The following is a 23,324-nucleotide window of genomic DNA, read 5'->3' on the forward strand; positions in this document are numbered from 1 at the left end:
CAGGTTGAGCATTCAGCGTTGATATCAACGCTCATGCCCTTCCACTTTATAGCTTGATGATTATAGCGAAATTAACCTGGATTGTAGTCACACGCGCAATAAATTTCTTATTGCTTTGAAATATCCGCACGCAAATCGGTGAAATGAACCAGGAATGGCTAGCAGCCAAGATTAGTAGCCTATGCGGCAGGTGACCCGCATTAGCGGTAGCAAAAATTAAACCCGTAAAGATTAAGTCAAGACTATCAAGAAAATAGAAAATAGCCTTATAGCCAAAAGGCAGAAATCAACGAATCAAGGCTGCTTTCGTAAGCAGATGGAAGTGTTGTTTGATCGAACTCTGGTGGTTCAAGACCCGCCATTGCAGTTACCAGATTCTCAACTTGGCTATGCGACAACACCAAACCTCCAGCAGTTTTAAACTGCTCGACATGAGTATCCGAACTCTGGTACCAATCCTTGATTACCAGTTTATCCTGGGTACCGATGATACTGACTTCAAGGTTATTGCCAACATGCTGAAACCAAATCTGTTCTGGATTGACATCTGGCATAAATTTAATCATATCTAATGTATCAGCAGTGGAATTACCCTCGACGACAATATCCTTTCCATATCCTCGACCAAAAAAATAAGTATCATTGCCTGTCCCGCCAATCAACAGATCTTTGCCGACCCCACCATCCAAAGAATCGTCGCCGGTATCGCCCAACAAAGTATCCGCACCGCCATTCCCCAACAAAATATCATCCCCAGCTCGACCCCATATAAAATTAGCAGACGCGCCTCCGGCAATTTGATTGGCAGCCGCATTACCGATACCAAAAATCGCTGCAACACCTGACAAAGTTAGATTCTCCAAGTTAGAATCGAGCGTATACGAAACTGACGACACTACCGTATCGCTGCCGTTATTAGAAATTTCAACGACAACATCTCCAAAACTGTTCACCCAATAAGTGTCGTCACCTGCACCCCCGTCCATCGTATCGATTCCACTCCCACCATCGAGCCAATCATTCCCTGCATTACCGTTTAAAACATCGTTACCCGCCAAGCCATTAAGGGTGTCATTTCCATTACCTCCATTGAGCGTATCCGCACCCGATGTGCCATTGACCGTCATATTCGGGCTACTGACATTGATATCAAAACTATCAGAAACTGTCAGATTACCGGTGTCTTTTGCTGTCACAATCACGCTGAATTTACCTGAGGTATTAGGTGTGCCACTGAACGTACGTGTTGCCGCATCAAAACTGAGCCATAACGGCAAAGGGTTTCCATCTGGCAGTATCGCACTGTAAATAAGCGCATCGCCATCCGGATCGATAAATGCGCTGAGATTTATTGCGTAGCTCAAGCTCTCACCTGTAACAGCCGCTCGATCTGAGAATTTACAATTAATACGGAAATTAATCTTATATTAAATAATAAGTTAAGCACCACATTCCTTACAATGCAAAAAAAGAATGTAGTAATTCTGCCTCGTTTATATCGGAATTTTCCGATTGACTCATAACATTTAATAAATCAAGATGCGAACCAATTTAGTTTTGATTAAATATATAAATTTAAAGCAGCTTAAATACGATTTATAGACAATTAAATGAAACCAAATGCAGTGTAGCCTGATTTGGCAGCTTTAAAACCTATCTCCATTCAATCTAACATTGATTGACCGAAATCGACCCAAAGGGGCCACTCGCCCCATATCTCCAAATGACAATATACCTACGGAAAGCGGACAGTCGGTTCCGATCGATTATCACCGTTTTTGACAATTGAGCCAGCTTTCAGTACATTCAATTCTCACGGAAAGGGTGGTTTATTTTCTATACCCTGCTGCTCAAATCAAGAAACTGACCCTGCACGGAGGCGAGGTCAGGCCTTACATTTGACATTCTGATACATGTGTAGGGTCCGGTCGTCTTTCGTTTTGACTTTTTTGAATTACGGTGACAGCTTACTAAACACCAAACTGTCACCGTAACTGTAGTTCGCTAAAAATACCAGAAAACAATTTAACCGGGTTTTACGGACTCTGTAAAACCCGGTTAACAGAGAGTCTGTAGAATTCACTGTTAGTTGTAAGATTGCCCCAGAATTTGAAATGGAATACGAATGAATAATAGAAAAGAAATAAATGAAGTATTTACTCCGAGAAAAAGTGATGTAAATGCTGAAATGTATGTGCAAAGACCGGCTCACGAGAAAAGTTTATCTAGAGCCCTAAAAAGAGATTCGCATACATTAGTTTTCGGTGAAAGTGGAAACGGAAAGTCATGGCTATACAAAAAGGTTCTCGAGGCAGAGGGTATTAATTACGTTGTTGCAAACTGTGCAAACGCATCTCGAATTGGTTCCATAACACAAGAGATATGCAAAGCTATCGTAAGCCCTGGAACAGTTAATAAGCTTGGGTTTAGTGAAGAGAAGGCAGCAGAGATTAACGCATGTTTTGCAAAAGGTGGCCTCAAGCATACCGGAAACTATGAAATAGAAGATGATGAGCCTCTGCTTAGAGCCTTTAAAATATTCAACGAAGCCAATTCATCCAAGAAAATAGTAGTTCTTGATAATTTAGAGTCTATATTTTTATCTTCCAGCTTAATGAATGAACTGGCTGATATCGTAATATTATTAGATGATTCTCGATATTCTGAGTGCAATATTAATATTTTGATTGTAGGTATTCCAAACGGAGTACTCCAATATTTTAGTCAAACCAAAAATGTAGAGTCCGTTGCAAATAGAATCTTAGAAATTCAAAAAGTAGATGGCCTAGATTCCGGTCAAGTTATGGAAATAATTAGAAAAGGGTTCGCTCAGCTTCAAATACCCATTACTGGAAATACTCTAATTTCTCTCTCTGATCATGTTCATGATATTACTCTTGGTATCGCTCAGCGAGTTCATGAGTACTGTGAAGCATTAGCTTACGAAATTGGAGAGAATAAATGGGTTTACGATAAGGCTCTATTAAATACAGCTGATCAACAATGGCTTATGCAGGGTCTGCGGCAATGCTATCAGGTTGTGGAAAGCAACCTTAATAGTCGGGCAACCGCTGTTGCAAGAAGAAATCAAGTTATTTACTGTCTTGCTAAAATAACTGTTCATCAATTTGAGTCATCTGATATAGACGCGCTTATTCGCAAAGAATTCCCGACAACAGTTCCTGCTACTAATATGGGGCTGGGGTCTATACTCACTGATCTCTCGAGTGGAGATACCCCGCTCATTGTAAAAAATGATAAGGCAAATACATATAGCGTTAAAGATCCTAGATACTTGATGTGCATAAAAATCATGCTGTATAAAGATTCTTCAGCAGAGCAAGTAGTCAAGAAAAAGTTCTCCCGCTAAAACAACTAACAGGCGCGTGTTATCGGACTGGTTTTCCGCTGCGCTTCAAACCAGCCGCAAATGCGGACGTTGTGCCTCAAAAGGACGTACATGATTGCCGAAATTGAAAAAGCATTGACCGAAGGCTTCGAGCGCGATTTGTTTGCGGCGTCACAGAAAAACCTCAGCGACAAATCTAACCCTTTGCGCTTAAATAATTATTCATACGCAATGCGCGAGCTTACAAGACATATTCTGCATCGATTAGCACCTGATGAATATGTACTTAAATGTGATTGGTATAAGAATGAAACCGATAAAGACAATGGAATAACTAGAAAGCAAAGGGCATATTATGCTGTTCAGGGCGGACTACATGATTCATATATGCAAAATACTCTTGGCTTAGAAGTCGAGGATATCCATAAGAATCTGGTTAAAGCTATAAACAATTTGAGCAAGTTTACGCATATTGAACCCAAAGTATTTGGTTTACTTGACGTCGATGTTGATGCATTGGTCAATGAGACAACAGAGGCGGTCAGTGGATTTCTCGCAACCATCAGTGATTGCAGAAGGCTAATTATTGATAGTTTATGTGAGCAAATTGACTCGGCTGTCATTGATGAAACACTCCGAGAAACCATTCTAGCTATAGATGAATTAGCTACCCATCATTTGATTAATGAGGTTTATACGGATAAAGTAGAAATATATGATATAAATCATGAGGTTATCATGTTCCGCGTGAATGGGTTAATTGGTTGTGAGCTTCAGTGGGGTTCTAATTCTGACCTAAGACGAGGTGATGGAGCTGTGCTGCCACAATCATACCCATTTACGTGTGAACTGATTAGCCCTGTACATGAACCGGAAGCAGTTGAGAGTATTGAAGAGTCACTGGGTGTAGATACCAGTTCCTGGACTGATGTAAGGTATGGGCAAGATGAACAGGCATAATCGGGTAGCCGAGGATCTCTAACCCTCAGCCCCCACAACACCCTGCATGCGGCTCCGCACAGGGCGTTTCACTTAGAATGGTGAAGCTTGATCCATCCATCGAGTAACGCATAAAGCCCCTGAGATTTCAGATAAGCATTGGATGATGCCTACTGTATTCTTGGAGTTTTCGAACTACGCCATGGGCCTTTGCTGGTAATGCCACACTCAACCGCTGAATGACCGCTTTTCAAGGTTGACCAGCCATTCACTGGAAACTGGTGACCGTCTGTTGATGGCCGCCAGCGGACTTTTCAATGATGATGATTTTCAGTCATTGAAGAAACCCGGCTACTTTTCGAGTTTGATGGTTCTTATTTCATCCAGCATAGCGCAATGATTCAGATAATCGATGGCGATGGGAGACACAATATGGTTGTGTACCAACCGCAGGGAGGGGTAAGAATAAACATCCAGGCTTCTTGCCTGTTGAATTTGCTGCTGCAATTCACTTTCTATCGCAGGATTCCTCAAATCTTCGATAAAAATATGCGCGTCCAATCCGATCTCGTGGGCGCACGCTTGCAAAGTTTCTGGTAGTGATGGATTCTTCGCTTGTTGATAATATGCAGTCTGTATAGCACGTATCATTTCCGCCTCAGCATTCGCGCGTTGTTTTTTGGCTGCCAGAACAGCCCTGCAGGACGGATAGGTTGAACGAATAGGTGTGTTATGCGACCAGAAATCCCAATTGAAGCGCACCCCAGGAACAGTTTGCTCGATGCGTTGCCATGCCTGCTGCACCATTTTTTGCGTTGCGAGCGGCATCGGTTCGGTGGCATCCGGTGCGAGTCCGCCCGCGAGGTAAACAATCCCTATGTCTCGCGGCAAATCTTGTTGTAATGCAGCCCAGCTTTGGCTGAATGCGTAGCACCAGCTACACATGGGATCATGGATGTAATACAGCATATTTTTATCAGTCATCTTTCATTCTTTGCACTCAAGGTTTCTTGTAGGACTTGATTACTCTTCTTGTTACGGAACCATGCCTCAAGTTCCCGGGCCGGCACGGGTCGGTGAAACAAGTAACCCTGGTAATAATCACAGCCATGCTGGTTCAAAAAGTCCAATTGTTCCTTGGATTCCACGCCTTCAGCCAGCACATCGAGTTTAAGACCTCGCGCCATGGCAATAATGGTAGCTGCGATTTCACGGTCATTAGGATCGCAAGCCAAACCGTGCACAAAACTTTGGTCAATTTTTAATTTATCAATAGGAAAACGTTTCAGATAAGTTAGAGAAGAATAGCCGGTACCAAAATCATCTATCGCCAAACGCACCCCAAGAGATTTTAGAGTTTTCAGGGTTTCGATCGATTGTTCGGCATGCTCCATAAACATACTTTCAGTTAATTCCAGCTCCAAACAGGCTGCGGGAAGTTTTGTCTCCTCCAAAACCTGGCGTATTAATTCGACCAGATTCTCTGATCGGAACTGTCGAACCGATAAATTAATAGCCATGACAAACGGTGGCAAACCTGCATCCATCCAGGCACGTCCTTGCGCGCAAGCAGTTCGCAAGACCCATTCACCAAGCGGAACAATCAACCCAGTTTCCTCAGTAATCGGAATAAATTTTCCGGGCGGCACCATCGCCTTGCCCGGCGGTTGCCATCGCACTAAAGCTTCGACGCCAACCACCTGGCGGTTCTTTGCATGAATCAGAGGTTGATAATGCAGCACAAATTCGCCGGCACTCAGTGCCTGACGCAGCTGCGTCTCCAACACCAGGCGCTCATTTGCTGCAATGCTTAAGGCATCGGTATGATAACGGTAGGTATTACGACCCTCTTGCTTGGCTAAATACATCGCCATATCTGCATGCTGGATGAGTTCCGTGACGCTATTGGCGTCGGTCGGGAAAAGACTGATACCAATACTGGTATTAATAAATATCTCGTGCCCGCTGGGCAAAGAAAACGGCGTAGCAAGCAGATCAATCAGGGTTTGCGCTACCATAGCCGGCTCATTGGAATCTTTGATATCTTCGAGCACGACCAGAAATTCATCGCCGCCTAATCGCGCCAATGTATCCTCTTCACGTAATCGCTTTTTCAGACGCAAAGCTAACATAACCAGGAGCTCATCCCCGGCAGGATGCCCGAGACTATCATTGACGTTCTTGAATCGATCCAAGTCAAGATACAGTGCCGCAATCTGATTGCCATGACGCAATGCACGTTCAATGGCATGATGTAGCCGGGACTGCACCAATAAGCGATTTGGCAAACCGGTTAAAGCATCATAGTGTGCAAGATGTGCCATGCGTGCTTCAGATTGTTTCATCTGGGTAATGTCAGCAAACACTCCAACATAATTACAAGGCTCATTTCTGTCATTGAATACTGTACTAATTGTCAGCCATTGCGGATATACCTCACCATTCCTGCGGCGATTCCAAACTTCTCCACGCCAGTACCCAACTTTGGTAAGACTTTCCAACATGGTCTGATAAAACAACTTGTCTTGACGTCCCAATTTAATAATTTTAGGATTTTTCCCGAGTACCTGTTCTTCACTGTAACCGGTAATCTCGGTATAAGCGCGATTGATAGCAACAATTTTCGGCTCCAGATCGGTGATCACAACACCTTCACGGGTAGATTCGAATACAGCGGCAGCTTGCTTTAATGACTCAGCTGCATACACCTTTTGTACAGCTAAAGCAGTAATCAAAGCAAACTCATTGATCAGTGCCAGATCAGTTGGGGAAGGTTCACGAGGAGTTTGGTGATAAATCGCAAAAGTACCTAAAACCTTTCCCGCATCATCTTTGAAAGGTATTGTCCAGCACGCATGCAGATTGGCTTTACGCGTTAATTCCAGATAAGCTTGCCAATAGGGATGATGGTCGATATTAGCCACTATAACGGGTTCACCTCGCCAAGCTGAGGTACCGCAAGAACCTATTCCCTCACCAATCTTCAGCTGATCAATAGCGGCGTTGTAATCACTCGGCAAACTCGGTGCTTCACCATGCTTAAGTCGTCCACTATGTCGATCCAGCAGCAGAATCGAAACAAGCATCTCCGGATTAATTGACTCAAGCCGTTGTGCAATATCCTTCAGAATAACCGGGAGCGATTGATTCGCCACAATCAAATTCAATGCAGACTGATGCGCTTGGCGAATTAATTCGGTTCGTTTATGCTCACTGACATCCAACCAAGCACCAACAACTTCGAGGGGCCTTCCATTCGCACTTCGTACTAATCTTAATTCATCGTGAATCCAGATACTTTGGCCATTACGATGAAGAAATCGATAATCATGGGTAAGTTGGCCTGCTGCGAACAACTCGGATTGACGAGCTAATGCCGCTTCGCGATCATCGGGATGCACGTGTGAACTCCACCAATCCTTGGTTAGTGCTTCTTCCTGGGTATATCCAATCAGACGTTCGATATTTTCACTGACCCAAACGGACTGGAGCGTTTCCCCAACAATCCGAAGGTTATAAAGAATCGTCGGGCTTGCGGCGAGCAAATCCGAAAGACGCAAATTGGCTTTCTTCAAACTAAACCGCTCACGAGCCAATTCTGCTTGATGCTGTACTTTCTCTAATATTGCCGTAGTCTCATAAAGATACCCTGTGTGCTTGGATAAATAATCGTCCACCCCCAAATGCAATGCACGCGCAACGACAACTTCACTGTTTTGATCCGTAATCAACACAATGGGAACATCCAGCTTTCGCTCGTGACGCAGCAATTTAATGAACTCTAAATCATCCATACCTGTCGTGCAGTACTCAATCAGGAGCACATCAAATTGTGTAGTCTGTTCACTTGGATCAATCGGAAGAAGTGCAAGCGCATCATGCACATCAGTTACTGCAGTCAACTGAATATGGGGCGCGTACAAAGCTAAATGATGATGCATATGATCAATATCAATCACAGTATGCGCGATATACAGCACACGCAGCACCGGTCGATTACGCTCAACATTATTGTGGAAATGGTCTAACGAATTACGCAGAATGCGTGGTAGGCGCTCCAGATAATCATCCCGCTTGATCAGATAATCATCCGCACTGGCTTTGAGTGCTGCAATCGCTGAACCCTGATCCCCTGAACCGGTAAGAATTACAACTGCCGTGGATAATCGTTGTTCCCGCACACGCGCCAGTGCTTCCAGGCCAGAACCATCTGGCAAAGAAAGATCAGTTAACAACACATCGTAATTTTCCGAGGAAGTCAGTCTTTTCAATCCTTCGGCCAGTGTCGTAACTATTTCCAGTTCAATTTCCGGTGCAGTGCGCGCCAAAGCCCGTCGAGCCAAATCAGCATCACTGACGGAATCTTCAATATACAGTACACGCATCGCAACTATTTAGGCAGTTCATTGATAACACACCAATACAACTCTATCTGCTGTGCCACATCCATAAAATTATCAAAACCTACCGGTTTAACAATATACGAATTAACACCCAAATCATAAGCCACTTGAACATCACAATCTTCTTTGGAAGTGGTAAGAACAACGACTGGAATACGGCGCAATAGCGGGTGCGATTTTAATGTCCGCAGCACCGTCAGACCATCCACACGTGGCATATTGAGATCTAGCAGAATCACCGCCGGCAAAGTTTCTCCCGACTCCCAGCGCGGTATCCAGGCGAGCGCCTCTTCCCCATCGCGTGCGACTAAGATGGGATTAGCTAGCTTGCGCCTTTGAAAAGCACGTAACGTGAGATCAACATCAAGTGGATTATCCTCAACGAGTAAAATCGGTGGATATGCGCCCATAATATGTAAAATACTCCATCTCTATGCTTCCGGTTTTTCCATCACAGCAGGTATTTCAATAGAGAAAGTTGCACTCTCACCCGGAGTGCTCTGTGCCCAGACTCGGCCACCCATCCGTTGCATAGCTTTTTTCACCAGTGCCAGGCCAATACCCGTCCCCGGATAATCTTCTAATCGATGCAAGCGCTCGAAAATCTCAAATATACGTTGATTATACTTCATGTCGAAACCAATACCGTTGTCACGAATCCACAGAATCACATGATCTTTACCCCGGCAAGCCCCAAATTCTATACGTGGACAAGGCGAATTACGACTAAATTTGATCGCATTTCCCAGCAAATTTCGCAGCGCCAGCGCCAAACCTTCGCGATCACCATAAACCCTAAGCGGTGGCAAATCTACAATGACTTCAATATGGTGCATGGTAATTTCTTCACTATATTCAGCCAGCGCCTGATGAATTAATATCGTTAAATCCAATTCATTGGATTCCAGCTTGCATCTTTCCATTCGCGAATATGCAAGCAAATCATCGATCAGCTCGTTCATACGCGTTACCCCATTGCGAATGTTGCTTATGAATAAGCGCCCTTCATCGTCTAACCTGTTAGAGTAATCTTCTTCCAGCAATCGGCTGTATCCTTCAACTCCACGCAATGGCGCTTTTAAATCATGAGACACAGAATATACAAAACTTTCCAATGATTGATTCAGGATTTTTAATTCTGCAGTACGTTCTGCAATACGTTTTTCCAAATCGTTATTAAGTTGTTGCAGCGCTGCCTCGGTCTGTTTCTGATGCGTAATATCCTCGGTAAAAATGACAATACCACCAATTATATTACCCGTAAGCCAAGGCCGCACTTCCCAGCGAAGCCATTGTATAGTGCCATCAACCCGCACATATTGATCTTCTTCGCTACGAATCACTTCTCCAGCCAAGCATCTCCGATGAATAGCTTTCCATGCAGCATTGATATTCGGAAAAACATCATAATGACACAATCCGAGCAAATTCCGATCTCCCAGCAAATAATCACTGCACCACCTCTGACTGAATGCAAGATAACGCATATCACAGTCGAACATGGCTAACGATGCAGGTGCGTACTCAATGAACAATTTGAGTTGCTCTTTGCTTTGTTTGAGGGCTACTTCGGCTAGCTTACGTACGGTGATATCCTGCACCGTACCATGCAACGAAATGATTTGACCTTCTGCGTTACGAATGGCCTCACCCCGAGCAACAACCCAATGGTGACTGCCATCAGGCTTGACTACCTCTGCATCACATTGATAACTGGTTCCATCACGCATACATTTCTGCACAGCCGCAGCGAGAATGCTCCAGCTCTCCGCAGTAAAATATTGCGGAACTTCCTGATAGTTCGCCGACGGCAAACTCAAGTCACGTCCGTATATATGAAAAATTTCTTCTGACCAAATTTGCTTGTTGGTGTTTAAATCCCATCGCCAATGGCCGAAATTTGCGATACGTTTGGCATCGTTCAAATTCGCTTCAATTTCTTTGCGGGATTGAATATCTTGAATGATAGTAATGAAATAATCTGGGGTGCGATCTTGCTTCCGCACCAGCGATACGGTGAGATTGACCCAGATAAGGCTATTATCCTTGCAGATGTAGCGTTTTTCCAATGAATAAGTAGAAATTTCACCTGCTACCATTCTTTGTTCATAGCTTAGGTCTGCGTCAAGATCCTCCGCATATGTGATCTCCTGAAAAGTAAGGAATGTTAATTCGTCATAACGATAGCCCACCAAATCACAGAATTTTTGGTTCACCCGTAACCATCTTCCTTCCAAAGAAACTATCCCTATTCCGACGGCCGCCTGTTCAAATGTCGCCTGAAAGCGGACTTCGCTTTCGCGCAGTTGTTCCTGAACACGCTGACGTTCGGTTATCAGCTTGTTGATTCGCGCCCGTAATTCATCCACGACAAAAGGCTTGTTCAGATATTCTTGCACACCCAGTTTAAGCAGTTCCAGCCTGAGCGCTTCATCCACCCTGGCTGTCAACATAATAACCGGCACGTCGATCAGTTGCGGATATTGGCGTAATGTCAATATCATTTGATGCCCTCCCATCACCGGCATCATCATGTCACAAAGAATGACATCAGGAATAGTTTTCAGTGCCTGCTCCAATCCTTGCTGTCCATTGTAAGCGCAGATCACACGATAATGTTCGCGCAATGTATCGGCAATAAACTGATTCATATCGATATCATCTTCCACAATCAAAATAAGCTCTTGATTATTAGAATATACTGGCGCCACGGTTAATTCGGGGAACTTGTTTCCTTGTACGCCTTCAACAGCTTCATGCAGAATTATTGCATCGAGTGAAGAAGGTTGATCCATCAGAACCGACCTAGAGGGTGCCTTGAGTGACAAAATAATTCTGAATAACGCTCCTCCTGGAGAATCCTCGAGTGTAACTTTGCCACCCAGCAAATTGACAAAATCCTTGACAATAACCAACCCCAATCCAGTGCCACCGTAATTCCGATTGGCAGCCGTTGCATTCTCGACTCTCGTGAATCGCTCAAAAACACGTTCACGCATTGCCATTGGAATACCCGGACCGCTATCTCGCACGTCGATCTGCACGTCACGCTGAGTGGAAGTAAGGCATAACGTAATGCAACCTTTATCAGGAGTAAATTTGAATGCATTTGAAAGTAAATTCAACAATACACGTTGCAGTTTCTCGCTGTCATTTTCTATTACTAAGGTTCTTGGGGAAATTATTTTATAATTGATATTTCTAACATGCGCCGTTTGTTCGAAGTAACTGGCCGTCGTTCTGAGTAGCTTCGCAATATCAAATCCTGCCGAGTTAACTTCCATGCAATTCGCTTCTGACTTAGCCACGTTGAGCAAATCAGTCACATGACGATACAGAAGGCGGGCATTACGTAGCATTAATTCAATCTCGCGACGCTCTTTAGTCGATTTATCATCCTTATTCTGAAGTTGGCGCAAACGATCTTCTAGTGGTACGAGAATCAATGTCAGTGGCGTACGCAATTCATGACTAACATTAGCAAAGAACTCTGCTTTGAGATGATCTAGCTCGGTCAAACGTTGATTAGCGACAGATAATTCCTTCAGTGCCGATTTCAATGAACGATTCGCTTCCTTAACTTCGACCGTACGACGCAAAATTTCAGCTTGCATACGCTCGGCGCGAACTTCCACCGCACTCAATTTCGATTGCGCCTCACGATCATCGCTGATGCGTTCATGTCCGACAACGAACTCGGTTACATCTTCAACATGGTGAATAATATAGGCTACCCTTCCATCGGTTTCGAATACAGGTGTATTCACCGGACTCCAGTATTTGAGAGCAAATTGGCCGCTACCATCCCGTAGCGGAATGTCGTATTTCTGCACACCCATGACATCTGGAAGTTTCTTATCAAGAACCCGATTTAGAGAAGCGCGTAAGTCAGCAACACTCTCACTTGCCAACTCGTTTGGATTCTCAGGAAAAATATCGAACAAACAACAACCAACAATCGTCTGCCGGTGTGTGTCAGTAGCCTCAAGATACTTATCATTCACTGCAACGATGGTGAAGCCGGCATCTGCCCGTAAAATTAAATATGGATGAGGACTCGCTTCAAATAATTGCCGGTAGAATGAAACTTCATGCATAAATATCTCCCAATATTAAGGAGTGATCAAAAAATATCAAACAATAGCTATCTTTTGATCAAATTTTCAAGCACTGAAAGACAAAGGAAACGCTGAATAATTTGACGAACAAGATGAAATGCGAGGCGTACGGAGCAAAGAAAAACGGAACCCATCATAGTGATCGGCAAATTCTCCAGCACGGCCTAACACTGTAGATCGCTTACGCAGGCAACTATGCAGTGTCTCGTAAACTTATTTGAAAAAACTTTCAGATTCAGTATTACGACGCAATTGCCCGTTTTTATTCTTTACTGTCAAATTAACCCAAATGCTGTAACAAAAAAATATTACCAGTAAGCCAGAAAAAATCTGCGCAGAATTTTGATAAAAATTTCATCCATTATTGGTCAACCAATGTACCAAATCTGTAACTTGGATGCTGATATAGCAAGGGGTTTCTCAAAGGTGACTTCCGAATGACCCGGATTAGGAAATTTCGACTTAAATGAAAGCCAGTCGACCCAAACTATAGTTATATTAATGATTGCGTGTAATCGCGAAGCTTGCTAATTGTAACAAGCACTTTTTATTTTCTGAGTCTGGCAGGGAAGCTATTGCAGCCACTGCAGTTGCTATTTCATCTTCAGCGCATTTTTTTGTATATTCTAAAGCTGCTGTTTGTCGAATCACATTCAGGACGGGTTCAAAGCCATCTTTTCCGCCATCTTCAATTGCTTTGCGAATGACACTTGCTTGTTCCTGTGTACCCATACGCATGGCATATATGAGCGGCAGTGTAGGTTTTCCTTCAGTCAGATCGTCGCCTAAATTTTTACCAATATCTTGATTATTACCGGAATAATCAAGCATGTCATCGACAAGCTGAAACGCGGTTCCTAAATGCATACCATAAATTGACATCGCATTTTCTTCTTCGGATGTGGCATTACCTAATATTGCGCCGAGTCGGCTTGCTGCTTCGAATAATTTAGCTGTTTTAAACCGAATTACTTGCAGATAGTTTTCTTCGGAGACTTGTGGATCACGGCAATTAAGTAACTGTAAAACCTCACCCTCAGCAATTGTGTTGGTCGCATCGGCAAGCACTTGCATCACACGCATATTGTCGACTTCCACCATCATCTGGAACGCGCGGGAATAAAGAAAATCCCCTACTAAAACGCTGGCCGCATTGCCAAACAATGCATTGGCGGTTTCTCTATTGCGCCGCAACTCCGATTCATCCACCACATCATCGTGTAATAGCGTTGCGGTATGAATAAACTCAACAACGGCCGCCAGGTTATAATGGAATTTTCCAGAGTAACCAAAAGCGCCCGCAGATAATATGACTAAGGCAGGACGCAAACGCTTGCCACCACTGTTAATAATATACTCACTAACTTGACGAATCAGCAGAACATGGGAATGTAATTTATCCCGTATGACATTGTCGACTATGCTCATATCTTGAGCAATAAAACTTCTTATATGTTCGATTGGCACAATATTACCTTGTAGAAAACGCTATGTTAGGAATGACAATACCCAAGTGTCAAGCAGAATGATTAATCGTTAGAAATTTTCCACCACAGTCAAGGGTTATTTATGTATAATTCGCGGTTCTGTATAAGGGAAGTATGGAGTTAAAACATGTATGCGGTCATAAAAACCGGTGGTAAGCAATATAAAATTCAGGTAGGTGAGAAATTGAAAATAGAGCAGCTGAAAGTGGAAACTGGCAGCGAGCTTATTATCGATCAAGTATTAATGGTTGCCAAAGATGACAAAGTATCGGTGGGGACACCACTGGTTAGTGGTGCTACAGTCAGCGCAACTGTACTCGGGCAAGGACGCCACGATAAAATTCGCATTTTCAAGATGAGACGCCGCAAGCACTACCAAAGGCATCAAGGTCACCGGCAAAATTACACTGAGATAGAAATTACGGGCATTTCAGCTTAAGGAGTTGATAAATGGCACATAAGAAAGCAGGCGGAAGCTCAAGAAACGGGCGCGATTCGCACTCAAAACGTCTTGGAGTCAAGCGCTATGGTGGTGAATTAATTTCAGCAGGGTCAATCATTATCAGACAACGCGGCACACAAGTTCATCCGGGAGAAAATGTAGGCATTGGTAAGGATCATACTTTATTTGCCAAAGTGACAGGAAAAGTGAGCTTCAGCATAAAAGGTGCATTTAAACGCAAAACAGCAAGCGTAATACCTGCATAAAGAATAGAAATAGAATAACGGACTTACTCAAAAAGCCCTGTCAGATGTGATGGGGCTTTTTTGTTTGCAGGATTACATAATTAGGAATATACAATCCATTACTCATGAAATTTATTGATGAAGCGGTTATCCAGATTTATGCTGGGAAAGGCGGTGATGGCGTCGCAAGCTTCCGGCGGGAGAAATACATCCCCAAAGGCGGGCCTGATGGCGGCGACGGCGGACGTGGGGGTAGTATATTTGCGGTAGCGGATCGCAATATTAACACTTTAATTGATTATCGCTTTGCTCGCATCCATCGAGCCAAGAAGGGCCAGAATGGACAAGGTTCTGATCGCTATGGCAAAAGTGCCGAGGATATCGTGCTGCGCATGCCGGTAGGCACGATCATCAAAGATATTATCACTGATGAAACCATTGCGGATCTGGTTCATGATCAACAAAAAATTCTTTTGGCCAAGGGCGGATCTGGCGGAATTGGCAATCTGCACTTTAAATCCAGCACCAACCGTGCGCCACGTCAATTTACCCACGGTGAACCAGGGCAGGAATTCGAGCTAAAGCTGGAGCTCAAGGTTCTCGCCGATGTAGGGTTATTCGGTATGCCGAATGCCGGAAAATCCACGCTCATCCGAGCCATTTCTGCCGCTCGCCCAAAGGTTGCGGATTATCCATTTACAACCTTACAGCCGAATCTCGGTGTGATTCGAGTGGATCATAATCGTAGCTTTGTCATGGCTGATATTCCAGGATTGATCGAGGGCGCTGCAGAAGGTGTTGGATTAGGGCATCAATTTTTGAAACATCTGACTCGCACCCGGTTATTGCTGCATGTGATCGACATGACACCGCTCAATGTAGAAACTGATCTTGTTCATGAGGCCCAAGCACTTGTCAAGGAACTACAGAAGTATGATGAGTCTTTATTTCAAAAACCACGCTGGCTGGTATTGAATAAAACCGACATGATGCCAGAACAAGAACGCGACGAGCTGTGCCGTCAATTTGTCGATAAACTGGAATGGCAAGAGAATTACTTTATTATTTCTGCGTTGACTGGTGAAGGGTGCAAACATCTAACCTATGCCATCATGGAATATTTGGAACAGCATCTACCATCACAACCTGACAGCTCTATTCCAGAAGACGAGTTACTGAATCAATGTTAAAACAAGCACGTCGCGTTGTCATCAAAGTAGGCAGCAGTCTGGTAACCAATGATGGCAGGGGGCTCGACCATACCGCGCTGGCCGGTTGGGCAGCACAAATTGCCACGTTAAAACAAATGGGTAAAGAAATCGTTCTGGTTTCTTCAGGTGCAATTGCCGAAGGTATGCAACGACTAAACTGGGAAATCCGCCCTACCGCACTGTACGAATTGCAAGCTGCGGCTGCGGTAGGACAAATGGGATTGGCACAAGCTTACGCTTCAAATTTTTCACAATACAATTTGCAAACCGCCCAAGTGCTTTTGACTCATGAAGACTTATCCAATCGGAAACGTTATCTTAATGCTCGTTCAACCTTGACGACATTGTTAAAACTTAACATCATTCCCATTATTAATGAAAATGATACCGTAGCAACTGATGAGATTCGCTTTGGTGACAACGATACACTAGCAGCACTGGTAACCAATCTAGTAGAAGCTGATACGCTGGTAATACTGACCGATCAGGCTGGCTTATATACGAGCGATCCACGTAAAAATCCGGATGCAAAACTATTAAATGAGGTCAATGCAGGTGATCCTACGTTGGAAAAAATGGCCGGTGGTGTCGGTAGCGGTATCAGTCGCGGCGGCATGCAAACCAAAGTAATAGCTGCCAAACGTGCTGCGCGCAGCGGTGCGAATACCATCGTCGCATCCGGTCACGAAAACAACGTATTGGTGCGACTAAGCCAAGATGAAGCTATCGGTACGCGTTTCTTGGCCCGAGTGCCTGTGTTGGCCGCACGCAAGCAATGGTTAGCTGATTACTTGCAAGTACGCGGTTACGTCACATTAGATCAAGGTGCTGTAAAAGCGCTCTGTGTTGATAGAAAAAGTTTATTACCCATCGGCGTCACTGCCGTAGATGGTGAATTTGAGCGCGGAGAAACTGTATCCTGTCTCGACGAAGAAGGCAAAGAAATAGCACGCGGCTTGATAAATTACAGTGCACTAGAAACACAAAAAATTCTGAAGCAAGCCAGCAGTAAAATAGAAACCATATTAGGATACGTAGATGAACCAGAGCTCATACATAGAAATAACCTGGTACTACTTTAATTTGTAGACACACTGTGCGTACTGAGTTTTTCGCCTAGTTGATTTACTTGCAAGAATCAATGACCATTCCATTCGATAAAAGCACACAACGCATCGCCGCCATTGATTGGCTGCGTGGAATTGTCATGATTCTGATGGCGCTAGACCATGCCTCATGGTATTTCAATGCCAATCGAATCTTTGCGGATTCCATACTACTGTATGAACCTGGCGTGCAATTCGCAACCGATCAATTTCTCACTCGCTGGATCACTCATATCTGCGCGCCCACTTTTATTTTTCTGGCGGGCACATCCATTGCCATCAGCAATTTCCAGCAACGGCAGCAAGGCATCAGTGATGCGATTATTGACCGCGAATTACTGTTCCGCGGCGCTTTTATTGCTTTAATTGATTTATGCTTATTCTCGCTGATTTCTGGCAAACCGATATTCCAAGTGCTCTATGCCATTGGCATCAGCATGATGTTGATGGTTTATCTACAACGGCTCCGAATCCGTATGGCTTTCTTTCTAGCACTATTACTCATTGCCGGCAGCGAATTATTGCTCATGATGCTGTGGCAGCCAGACGGCGAAGTTCCCTTCTGGCTGGCGATCACTTTCGCACCGGTATTCAGTGAAACCTACACTGTGTTGTACCCTGCACTACCGTGGCTGGGTATCATGCTGTTGGGTTGGGTGTTCGGGCAAAGGCTCCTCGCAACACAATCCGATTCATGGGCAGTTGACCGCCTACTGATGACCATCGGCTGGTTCATGCTGACTTTGTTTGTGGTGATTCGTGGGCTGAATGGTTATGGCAACATGTTCATGCATTTGGAAGGAAATACGCTGATACAATGGCTGCATGTTAGCAAATATCCGCCGAGTCTCGCCTACACCCTACTGGAACTCGGTTTGATGGCAATCATTCTTGCGCTGCTGATGCGTCTGGAGTCCATTAAAAAAGCCATTAACCCAAATGGTCCCGCGCTTGTCTTCGGACAAACCGCGCTATTCTTTTATCTAGCGCACTTCTGTGTGCTGTTAGCACTGAAACCCCTATTCGAGCGCGGCAACCTGGAGCAAACTTACTGGATCACGTTGCTGGTGCTGACCATTCTATATCCAATCTGCCGCATTTACCGCGCACTAAAATACCGCTACCCACAAAGTTTACTGCGTTTCTTGTGAACAAAACTCTAATTAAAAAATGAAAGAAAAAGGAGCCAAACTAATGCAGATAAGAATAATTAGAGGATTATGTCTAAGTATCGCCTTAACAGGATATTTGGCAGGATGCACAACTACCCAAAAAATAACAAATTCAGCCAGAACAGCAACCGAACAGTTGTTAATAAGTGAAGCGGTAATGCGCAGTCTCGCCAAATCATCAGATTTTTCTTTACCTATTCCTAAAGGCTCTGTGGTTAAACTTGATTTATTCGGAATGAGCGGGGATAAAGACTTAGTGAAGGGAATTATTGCAGGCTGGCTAGGACAGCAGGGTTATATTGCACAAGAAGAATTTGCTACCTATCGCATGAATATTATTGTCGATTCCTTAGGAACCGAATATGGCAACACTTTCTTTGGAGTTCCTCCGATTACGGCGGCTTTAATCCCCATCTCATTACCCAAGCTATCACTCTATGAGGCTGACTATCAGACAGGATATTCCAAATTTCATTTGGATATCTTTGAGATACCATCAGGTCGTTTCGTTGGCACGACAGCATTTATGGCTAATACACATTTTAATGAGCATACGGTACTGTTCGTATTTACGTTCACAAGAACCGACTTAGCATCGCCCCCATCCGTTCGAGATTTCACAAATCGGGTACGTTAACAGACGATGTGTTACCGGGAATGCATTACTTTCTTTTAGAATGGCCCCGTAATTTCATAGGTCACGCCATTCTCAACCAATCCGGTTTTGCCGCGTAGCGAGCTAAAATATAGGCGTGACCCATCTGGACTAAAAGCAGGCCCGGTTATTTCAGAGCTATCCTGACCAACGACTCGCAATATCGGTCTAACTTTATTTTTCGCCAAAGCAACAAGCTGCATATTGCCGCCATCTTCTGCAACCAATAGTTCTCCAGCAGCATTACCCGTGATGCTGTCCACTCCGGTTAGCACAGGCTCTGCATATAATGCTGCGTCATAGATAATGCCCAGGGACTGTTTTAGAACATCATACGCCCAAATGCGATTATCACCCTTGGTTGAAAAATAGACGATACCGTGCCGATACCAGATGCCTTCTCCACCATTAAACTGAGTACAGTTAGAGATTTGTTTGCGTGTAGGAAGCGAAGTAGCCAATGGGTCGGGCACAGCATTCCAGTGCACTACTCCGCTACTTTTATCAATGACCTCGGCAACTTCCAGAACGCCATTATCCAAATCAGGTTTCCCTTCCGTATCAAGCGAATAAGCTGTGTAACGATATAAGCATCCATCTGTCTCATCTTCGGTTAGATAAATTTGCTTTCGTACGAAATCCACAGCAACCGCTTCGTGCCGAAACAAACCTAAAGCGCTTCTAGGCTGTGCGGCTTTCCTCCCTGATGGATAGCATTCCCATACCTGTCCTCTATCAACTTCTTCACAAGACAACCAAGTCCACCACGGAGTTTTACCACCAGAACAATTTCGATAAGTCTGATTCAAAATGGAATACGCATCAATAATATCTCCCTGAGGATTGAAGCGTAATGCGCCCACACCACCACCTCCGCCGTCAATCTCACTGTTGGAAACGTAAATCCAGCCACCATTCTTAACACGAAAAACAGCACCGCCATCGGGAGCGGCGTGCCAGATATAGCCAAAAAGCTTTTGCCCTGAGTGCGCCACAATGCGAGAGGTAAAACCCGGTGGCAAGCATATGCCATTAACATCTGCCGGCCCCAAATTACCCAAGGATAACAGCGAAGTGGCTGCAGCTCTGACAGGTTGTGGTAGCAAAATATTACCAAAAAATGCACCCAACCCCATAAAACCGTATTGCAAAAATCTGCGGCGATTAATATCGTTAATATCAAGTTTGCTCATCATCCAATAGCCTAATTTTTGGAAAATGCCATACTATGATATTACACTTCTAATACAAGGAGCTAATACAACAATATTTCAGCTTCTATTCTGATGTATGCGGTCAACTCTTCGCATCAGTGTGTTTTCTCCCCGCGCCTTCCTGAATGCGCAGGACTATATCAGAAGTGGAAATCCCAGGAGTATATCCCAGCTCCTGTATCATTTCAGCCGGCAACAGGTTACAAAATTTGTATTTCTCCTGACGCTCCTGTTCTGATGCACAAGCAAAAGCATAAATATCGAAACCATTCTCTAGCATATATTCCGGCGTAACTCTCGGCGGCGTTTCCGTCATGACGACGTTGACATATTTACAGGCGGCCACAACCGCGGCGCGCTCCGCCTGTTTCATAACGGGGAATTTTCCTTTGTTTTCTAGTACGCGTTGATCGGACACCACACAGACTGTCAAATGCGTGCCCAGTGCACGTGCTTCCCGCAGAAAATTAATATGGCCTTCATGAAACAAATCAGCCACCATGCGCGTATATACGCGCTTCTGTAATTGATTTCTCGGCCACACCGGCATCTCGCGGTTTAAACGCACAATGGCACGTTCCATCCATTGGCGGCTACGCAATGCAAGCACGTCATCGGGATCTCTTAACGCAATCTGGTGCGCATAGCACCATGCTTTGCCTAAGTTTCCCAGTAACCAATGTTGTATCAGCCGGTGATACGCATAGCAACGCACCAGCAATGTAAAATTTTCCAGATTGAGCGCAGACACCACAGTATCCCAATTGGGATTAGGTGTGCGCCAATCGCCATAAAATGCCCGCAGAATCTTTTCCGGCTGACGTGGAAACCAAACGCTGCCATAGTCGGTATTTCGTTGCGTCAAATCAAATTTTGGGAAAACCGATACCCGTTGGTAGTCATCCGGATACCCAGGCAAAGCAAAACCACCCACAATTTGCTTTCCTCTGTCTCTTAAACCGCAAACGTCCAGCGTGATACCCAACTCCGGATGCACATAATCACGATAATTGGCATATTCAATGCGCATCGGCACTTTCGCCCATCCTGCCTGTTCTAGCGCGGTACAACAGGCATCCCAGGACTCCATTTGCACCGCAATATCGATATCCTTGTCAAAATCCAGCAAACAGCCGTTCCGCACTAATCCCAGCAAAGTACCCGCGAAGGGAAATGCCGAAATGCCCAGTTGGGCTAGATCTGCGCAAGTAGTCCACAACAGCTTCTCCGCCTCACCCGAGGCAAATGGATTCGCCTCAGTTCGCAAGTGTATAGTTGATTCCTTTTGCGGCGGAATTTTTCCGGATTTTGCCAGTGCCATCAAATGATTTAAAGCAGCCGTAAAATACGCTTGCGCTGCTGGCAAATCCAGCAAAATAAAACTTGCAGTACCCAGCACATGCGCCCAATGCGCTTTATAAAAATCACCTTGCACATGCTCATAAATTTTTGTTGCATAAGCAAGTACTTCAGCCACGCGACCAGTACGCATCGCCAAAGAACACCACAGCCGCGCAATGTCCTGCGACAGAGGGTTTTCGCTTTTAAGCGGCCCCAATAACTCGTCCGCATCATTGAATTTACCGGCTGCGATCAGATTCTTCGCCTGGAGCAGCAGTCCCTCAAATTTTGAAGTCATAAAGAGCTGATCAAAGTGCTGATTTTAACAATTCTAATAATCACTTAATCTAACCTATTTCAATAGCGTTCAATATCAATGATTGCATTTTAACCATTATTTATTATAATAGGAATCATTCTCATTATTATCCACTTAATGAGGTGTTAAATAATTACATCGATTCAATACAAAATTAGGAGGCCACATTATGGCAGTCACTACAGTAATTCGCCCGAATTTAGGATCGGGATCTATTAAATTCATCGACGGAATCGGATTCGACGGTATCGGATCTGCCGGATTCGATGACAATGACTTACTCATTATCGGTGATGCACTGGACAATATTCTCACGGGTGGTCCTGGTCATGATGAAATCGACGGTGGTGCAGGCAACGATACCATTACAGGCGGTGCCGGCAATGGCATTTTGAACGGTGGCGATGGCAACGACACTCTGGATGGACAGGAAGGCACTGAAAGATTATTTGGCGGCAATGGTGACGACATTTTGCTTGCAGGTGGTACCGTACCCGTTAGCTTTATCCAACCTGGCGCAGGAGATTTTGACAGACTCAACGGTGGAGCAGGTAACGATACGTTTGGTTTTTACGGCGTTGGGAATTTTCAGATTGCTGACTTCACAATTGGTGAGGATCGCTTGTTTTTTGATTCTGAGGTGCTTGGAATCCATTCAGTCTCAGAATTGGTTTCATACATTACCAACATCGAGGATAACGGAGACAGTGGTTTCACGGCTGAGTTCGTTGGTGGTGCAGCCTATATTGAAATGGTTGGCGTCAATTTCAACTCGATTACCGCCGACATGGTTGTCTTTACTCTGTGATATCCCTTTATTATTTTATTTTTAAGTTAACTTCCTTTTATTCCTCTCTCAATTAGGCCACTTTAAGTTACTTCCAGCATAGCTGGAAGTAACTTGCGTTTCTTGATGCTTGATGGCTTTTCTAATTACACGATTCATGACCTATCGTGGCCATCCAGTTCACAGTATTTAATCCTGTTCATCCGCTATCTTTCATCAACACCTGATTTAATTAACTCAGATCTTGCGCTGTTTTTCACCTTTCGCCGCGTTACAGAATATCAGGTTAAACTATGACACTTTCTAATTCCGGATTATGTTATGGATGAACAATCTAGTCTGCTGGCTTTATTCACCAGCAGTTTTTTGGCCGCCACTCTCCTTCCGGGTGGATCGGAAGCTGTGCTTGTGGGCGTCTTGCTGGCATATCCCGATCTTCACTGGCAAGCGCTTATTTTAGCAACCATCGGTAATACATTGGGCGGAATGAGTTCATATCTCATTGGTCGGCTACTACCGGATGAGAAAACACTACA

18 protein-coding genes are annotated in these 23,324 nt (G+C 44.4%); 10 read left to right on the top strand and 8 right to left on the bottom strand.

Annotated features, from left to right (window positions below; translation table 11 throughout):
• Positions 1 to 266: 266 nt before the first annotated feature.
• Positions 267 to 1,421 (bottom strand): putative Ig domain-containing protein, encoded by a 1,155-nt coding sequence (locus Q0C11_RS10345; RefSeq protein WP_367273750.1) that lies wholly within the window; start codon positions 1,419 to 1,421, stop codon positions 267 to 269.
• 704 nt (positions 1,422 to 2,125) lie between these two features.
• Between Q0C11_RS10345 and Q0C11_RS10350 the strand changes: the two genes are divergently transcribed.
• Positions 2,126 to 3,370, top strand: a complete 1,245-nt coding sequence (locus Q0C11_RS10350) for an ATP-binding protein (RefSeq protein ID WP_293007673.1) — start codon at positions 2,126 to 2,128, stop codon at positions 3,368 to 3,370.
• 90 nt (positions 3,371 to 3,460) lie between these two features.
• A complete protein-coding gene (locus Q0C11_RS10355) occupies positions 3,461 to 4,309 on the top strand; it encodes a hypothetical protein (protein WP_293007675.1) in 849 nt (282 codons plus the stop codon).
• 330 nt (positions 4,310 to 4,639) lie between these two features.
• Here the strand turns inward: Q0C11_RS10355 and Q0C11_RS10360 are convergent, their stop codons facing one another.
• The 5 genes from Q0C11_RS10360 to ispB all read right to left on the bottom strand — a co-directional run bounded on the left by Q0C11_RS10360 (position 4,640) and on the right by ispB (position 14,276).
• A complete protein-coding gene (locus tag Q0C11_RS10360; RefSeq protein ID WP_293007677.1) occupies positions 4,640 to 5,272 on the bottom strand; it encodes a DsbA family protein in 633 nt (210 codons plus the stop codon).
• Positions 5,269 to 8,673 carry an EAL domain-containing protein gene (locus tag Q0C11_RS10365; protein ID WP_293007679.1) on the bottom strand — a complete coding sequence of 1,135 codons (3,405 nt, stop codon included), beginning with the start codon at positions 8,671 to 8,673 and terminating at the stop codon, positions 5,269 to 5,271. The genes Q0C11_RS10360 and Q0C11_RS10365 overlap by 4 nt, the downstream gene beginning before the upstream one ends.
• A 5-nt stretch (positions 8,674 to 8,678) precedes the next feature.
• Entirely contained in the window at positions 8,679 to 9,101 is a 423-nt protein-coding gene (locus tag Q0C11_RS10370) for a response regulator (protein ID WP_293007681.1), read from the bottom strand.
• A gap of 21 nt (positions 9,102 to 9,122) precedes the next feature.
• Positions 9,123 to 12,788, bottom strand: coding sequence for an ATP-binding protein (locus tag Q0C11_RS10375; protein ID WP_293007683.1), 3,666 nt, complete (start codon positions 12,786 to 12,788; stop codon positions 9,123 to 9,125).
• A 519-nt stretch (positions 12,789 to 13,307) separates the two neighbouring features.
• A complete protein-coding gene (ispB, locus tag Q0C11_RS10380; protein ID WP_293007685.1) occupies positions 13,308 to 14,276 on the bottom strand; it encodes an octaprenyl diphosphate synthase in 969 nt (322 codons plus the stop codon).
• Between the two features lie 147 nt (positions 14,277 to 14,423).
• Between ispB and rplU the strand changes: the two genes are divergently transcribed.
• The 6 genes from rplU (at position 14,424) to Q0C11_RS10410 (ending at position 19,109) form a co-directional block, all read left to right on the top strand.
• The gene (gene rplU / locus Q0C11_RS10385; protein WP_292921503.1) at positions 14,424 to 14,735 is read left to right on the top strand and encodes a 50S ribosomal protein L21; all 312 of its coding nucleotides are present in this window, start codon (positions 14,424 to 14,426) and stop codon (positions 14,733 to 14,735) included.
• A gap of 11 nt (positions 14,736 to 14,746) precedes the next feature.
• A complete protein-coding gene (rpmA, locus tag Q0C11_RS10390) occupies positions 14,747 to 15,004 on the top strand; it encodes a 50S ribosomal protein L27 (RefSeq protein ID WP_293007687.1) in 258 nt (85 codons plus the stop codon).
• A 104-nt stretch (positions 15,005 to 15,108) separates the two neighbouring features.
• A complete protein-coding gene (cgtA, locus tag Q0C11_RS10395) occupies positions 15,109 to 16,173 on the top strand; it encodes an Obg family GTPase CgtA (RefSeq protein WP_293007689.1) in 1,065 nt (354 codons plus the stop codon).
• Positions 16,167 to 17,276 (top strand): glutamate 5-kinase, encoded by a 1,110-nt coding sequence (proB, locus tag Q0C11_RS10400; RefSeq protein WP_293007691.1) that lies wholly within the window; start codon positions 16,167 to 16,169, stop codon positions 17,274 to 17,276. Before cgtA ends, proB begins: the two co-directional genes overlap by 7 nt.
• A gap of 59 nt (positions 17,277 to 17,335) precedes the next feature.
• Positions 17,336 to 18,451 carry a DUF1624 domain-containing protein gene (locus Q0C11_RS10405; RefSeq protein ID WP_293007693.1) on the top strand — a complete coding sequence of 372 codons (1,116 nt, stop codon included), beginning with the start codon at positions 17,336 to 17,338 and terminating at the stop codon, positions 18,449 to 18,451.
• Positions 18,452 to 18,494: 43 nt separating this feature from the next.
• Positions 18,495 to 19,109: a hypothetical protein gene (locus tag Q0C11_RS10410; RefSeq protein ID WP_293007695.1), complete on the top strand. Its 615-nt coding sequence runs from the start codon at positions 18,495 to 18,497 to the stop codon at positions 19,107 to 19,109.
• 35 nt (positions 19,110 to 19,144) lie between these two features.
• Here Q0C11_RS10410 and Q0C11_RS10415 read toward each other — a convergent pair whose 3' ends face one another.
• On the bottom strand, positions 19,145 to 20,323 hold the full coding sequence (locus Q0C11_RS10415) for an alkaline phosphatase PhoX (RefSeq protein ID WP_293007697.1): 1,179 nt from the start codon (positions 20,321 to 20,323) through the stop codon (positions 19,145 to 19,147).
• Positions 20,324 to 20,423: 100 nt separating this feature from the next.
• The gene (locus tag Q0C11_RS10420) at positions 20,424 to 21,980 is read right to left on the bottom strand and encodes an adenylyltransferase/cytidyltransferase family protein (protein ID WP_293007699.1); all 1,557 of its coding nucleotides are present in this window, start codon (positions 21,978 to 21,980) and stop codon (positions 20,424 to 20,426) included.
• Positions 21,981 to 22,170: 190 nt separating this feature from the next.
• On the opposite strand from Q0C11_RS10420, the gene Q0C11_RS10425 reads away from it, so the two are divergent.
• Positions 22,171 to 22,809 (top strand): hemolysin expression modulating protein, encoded by a 639-nt coding sequence (locus Q0C11_RS10425; protein ID WP_293007701.1) that lies wholly within the window; start codon positions 22,171 to 22,173, stop codon positions 22,807 to 22,809.
• Positions 22,810 to 23,109: 300 nt separating this feature from the next.
• Positions 23,110 to 23,324: YqaA family protein (locus Q0C11_RS10430; protein ID WP_367273749.1), on the top strand; the 215-nt coding region annotated here is incomplete at its 3' end.

The organism is Nitrosomonas sp., assembly GCF_022842015.1.
GTDB lineage: Bacteria > Pseudomonadota > Gammaproteobacteria > Burkholderiales > Nitrosomonadaceae > Nitrosomonas.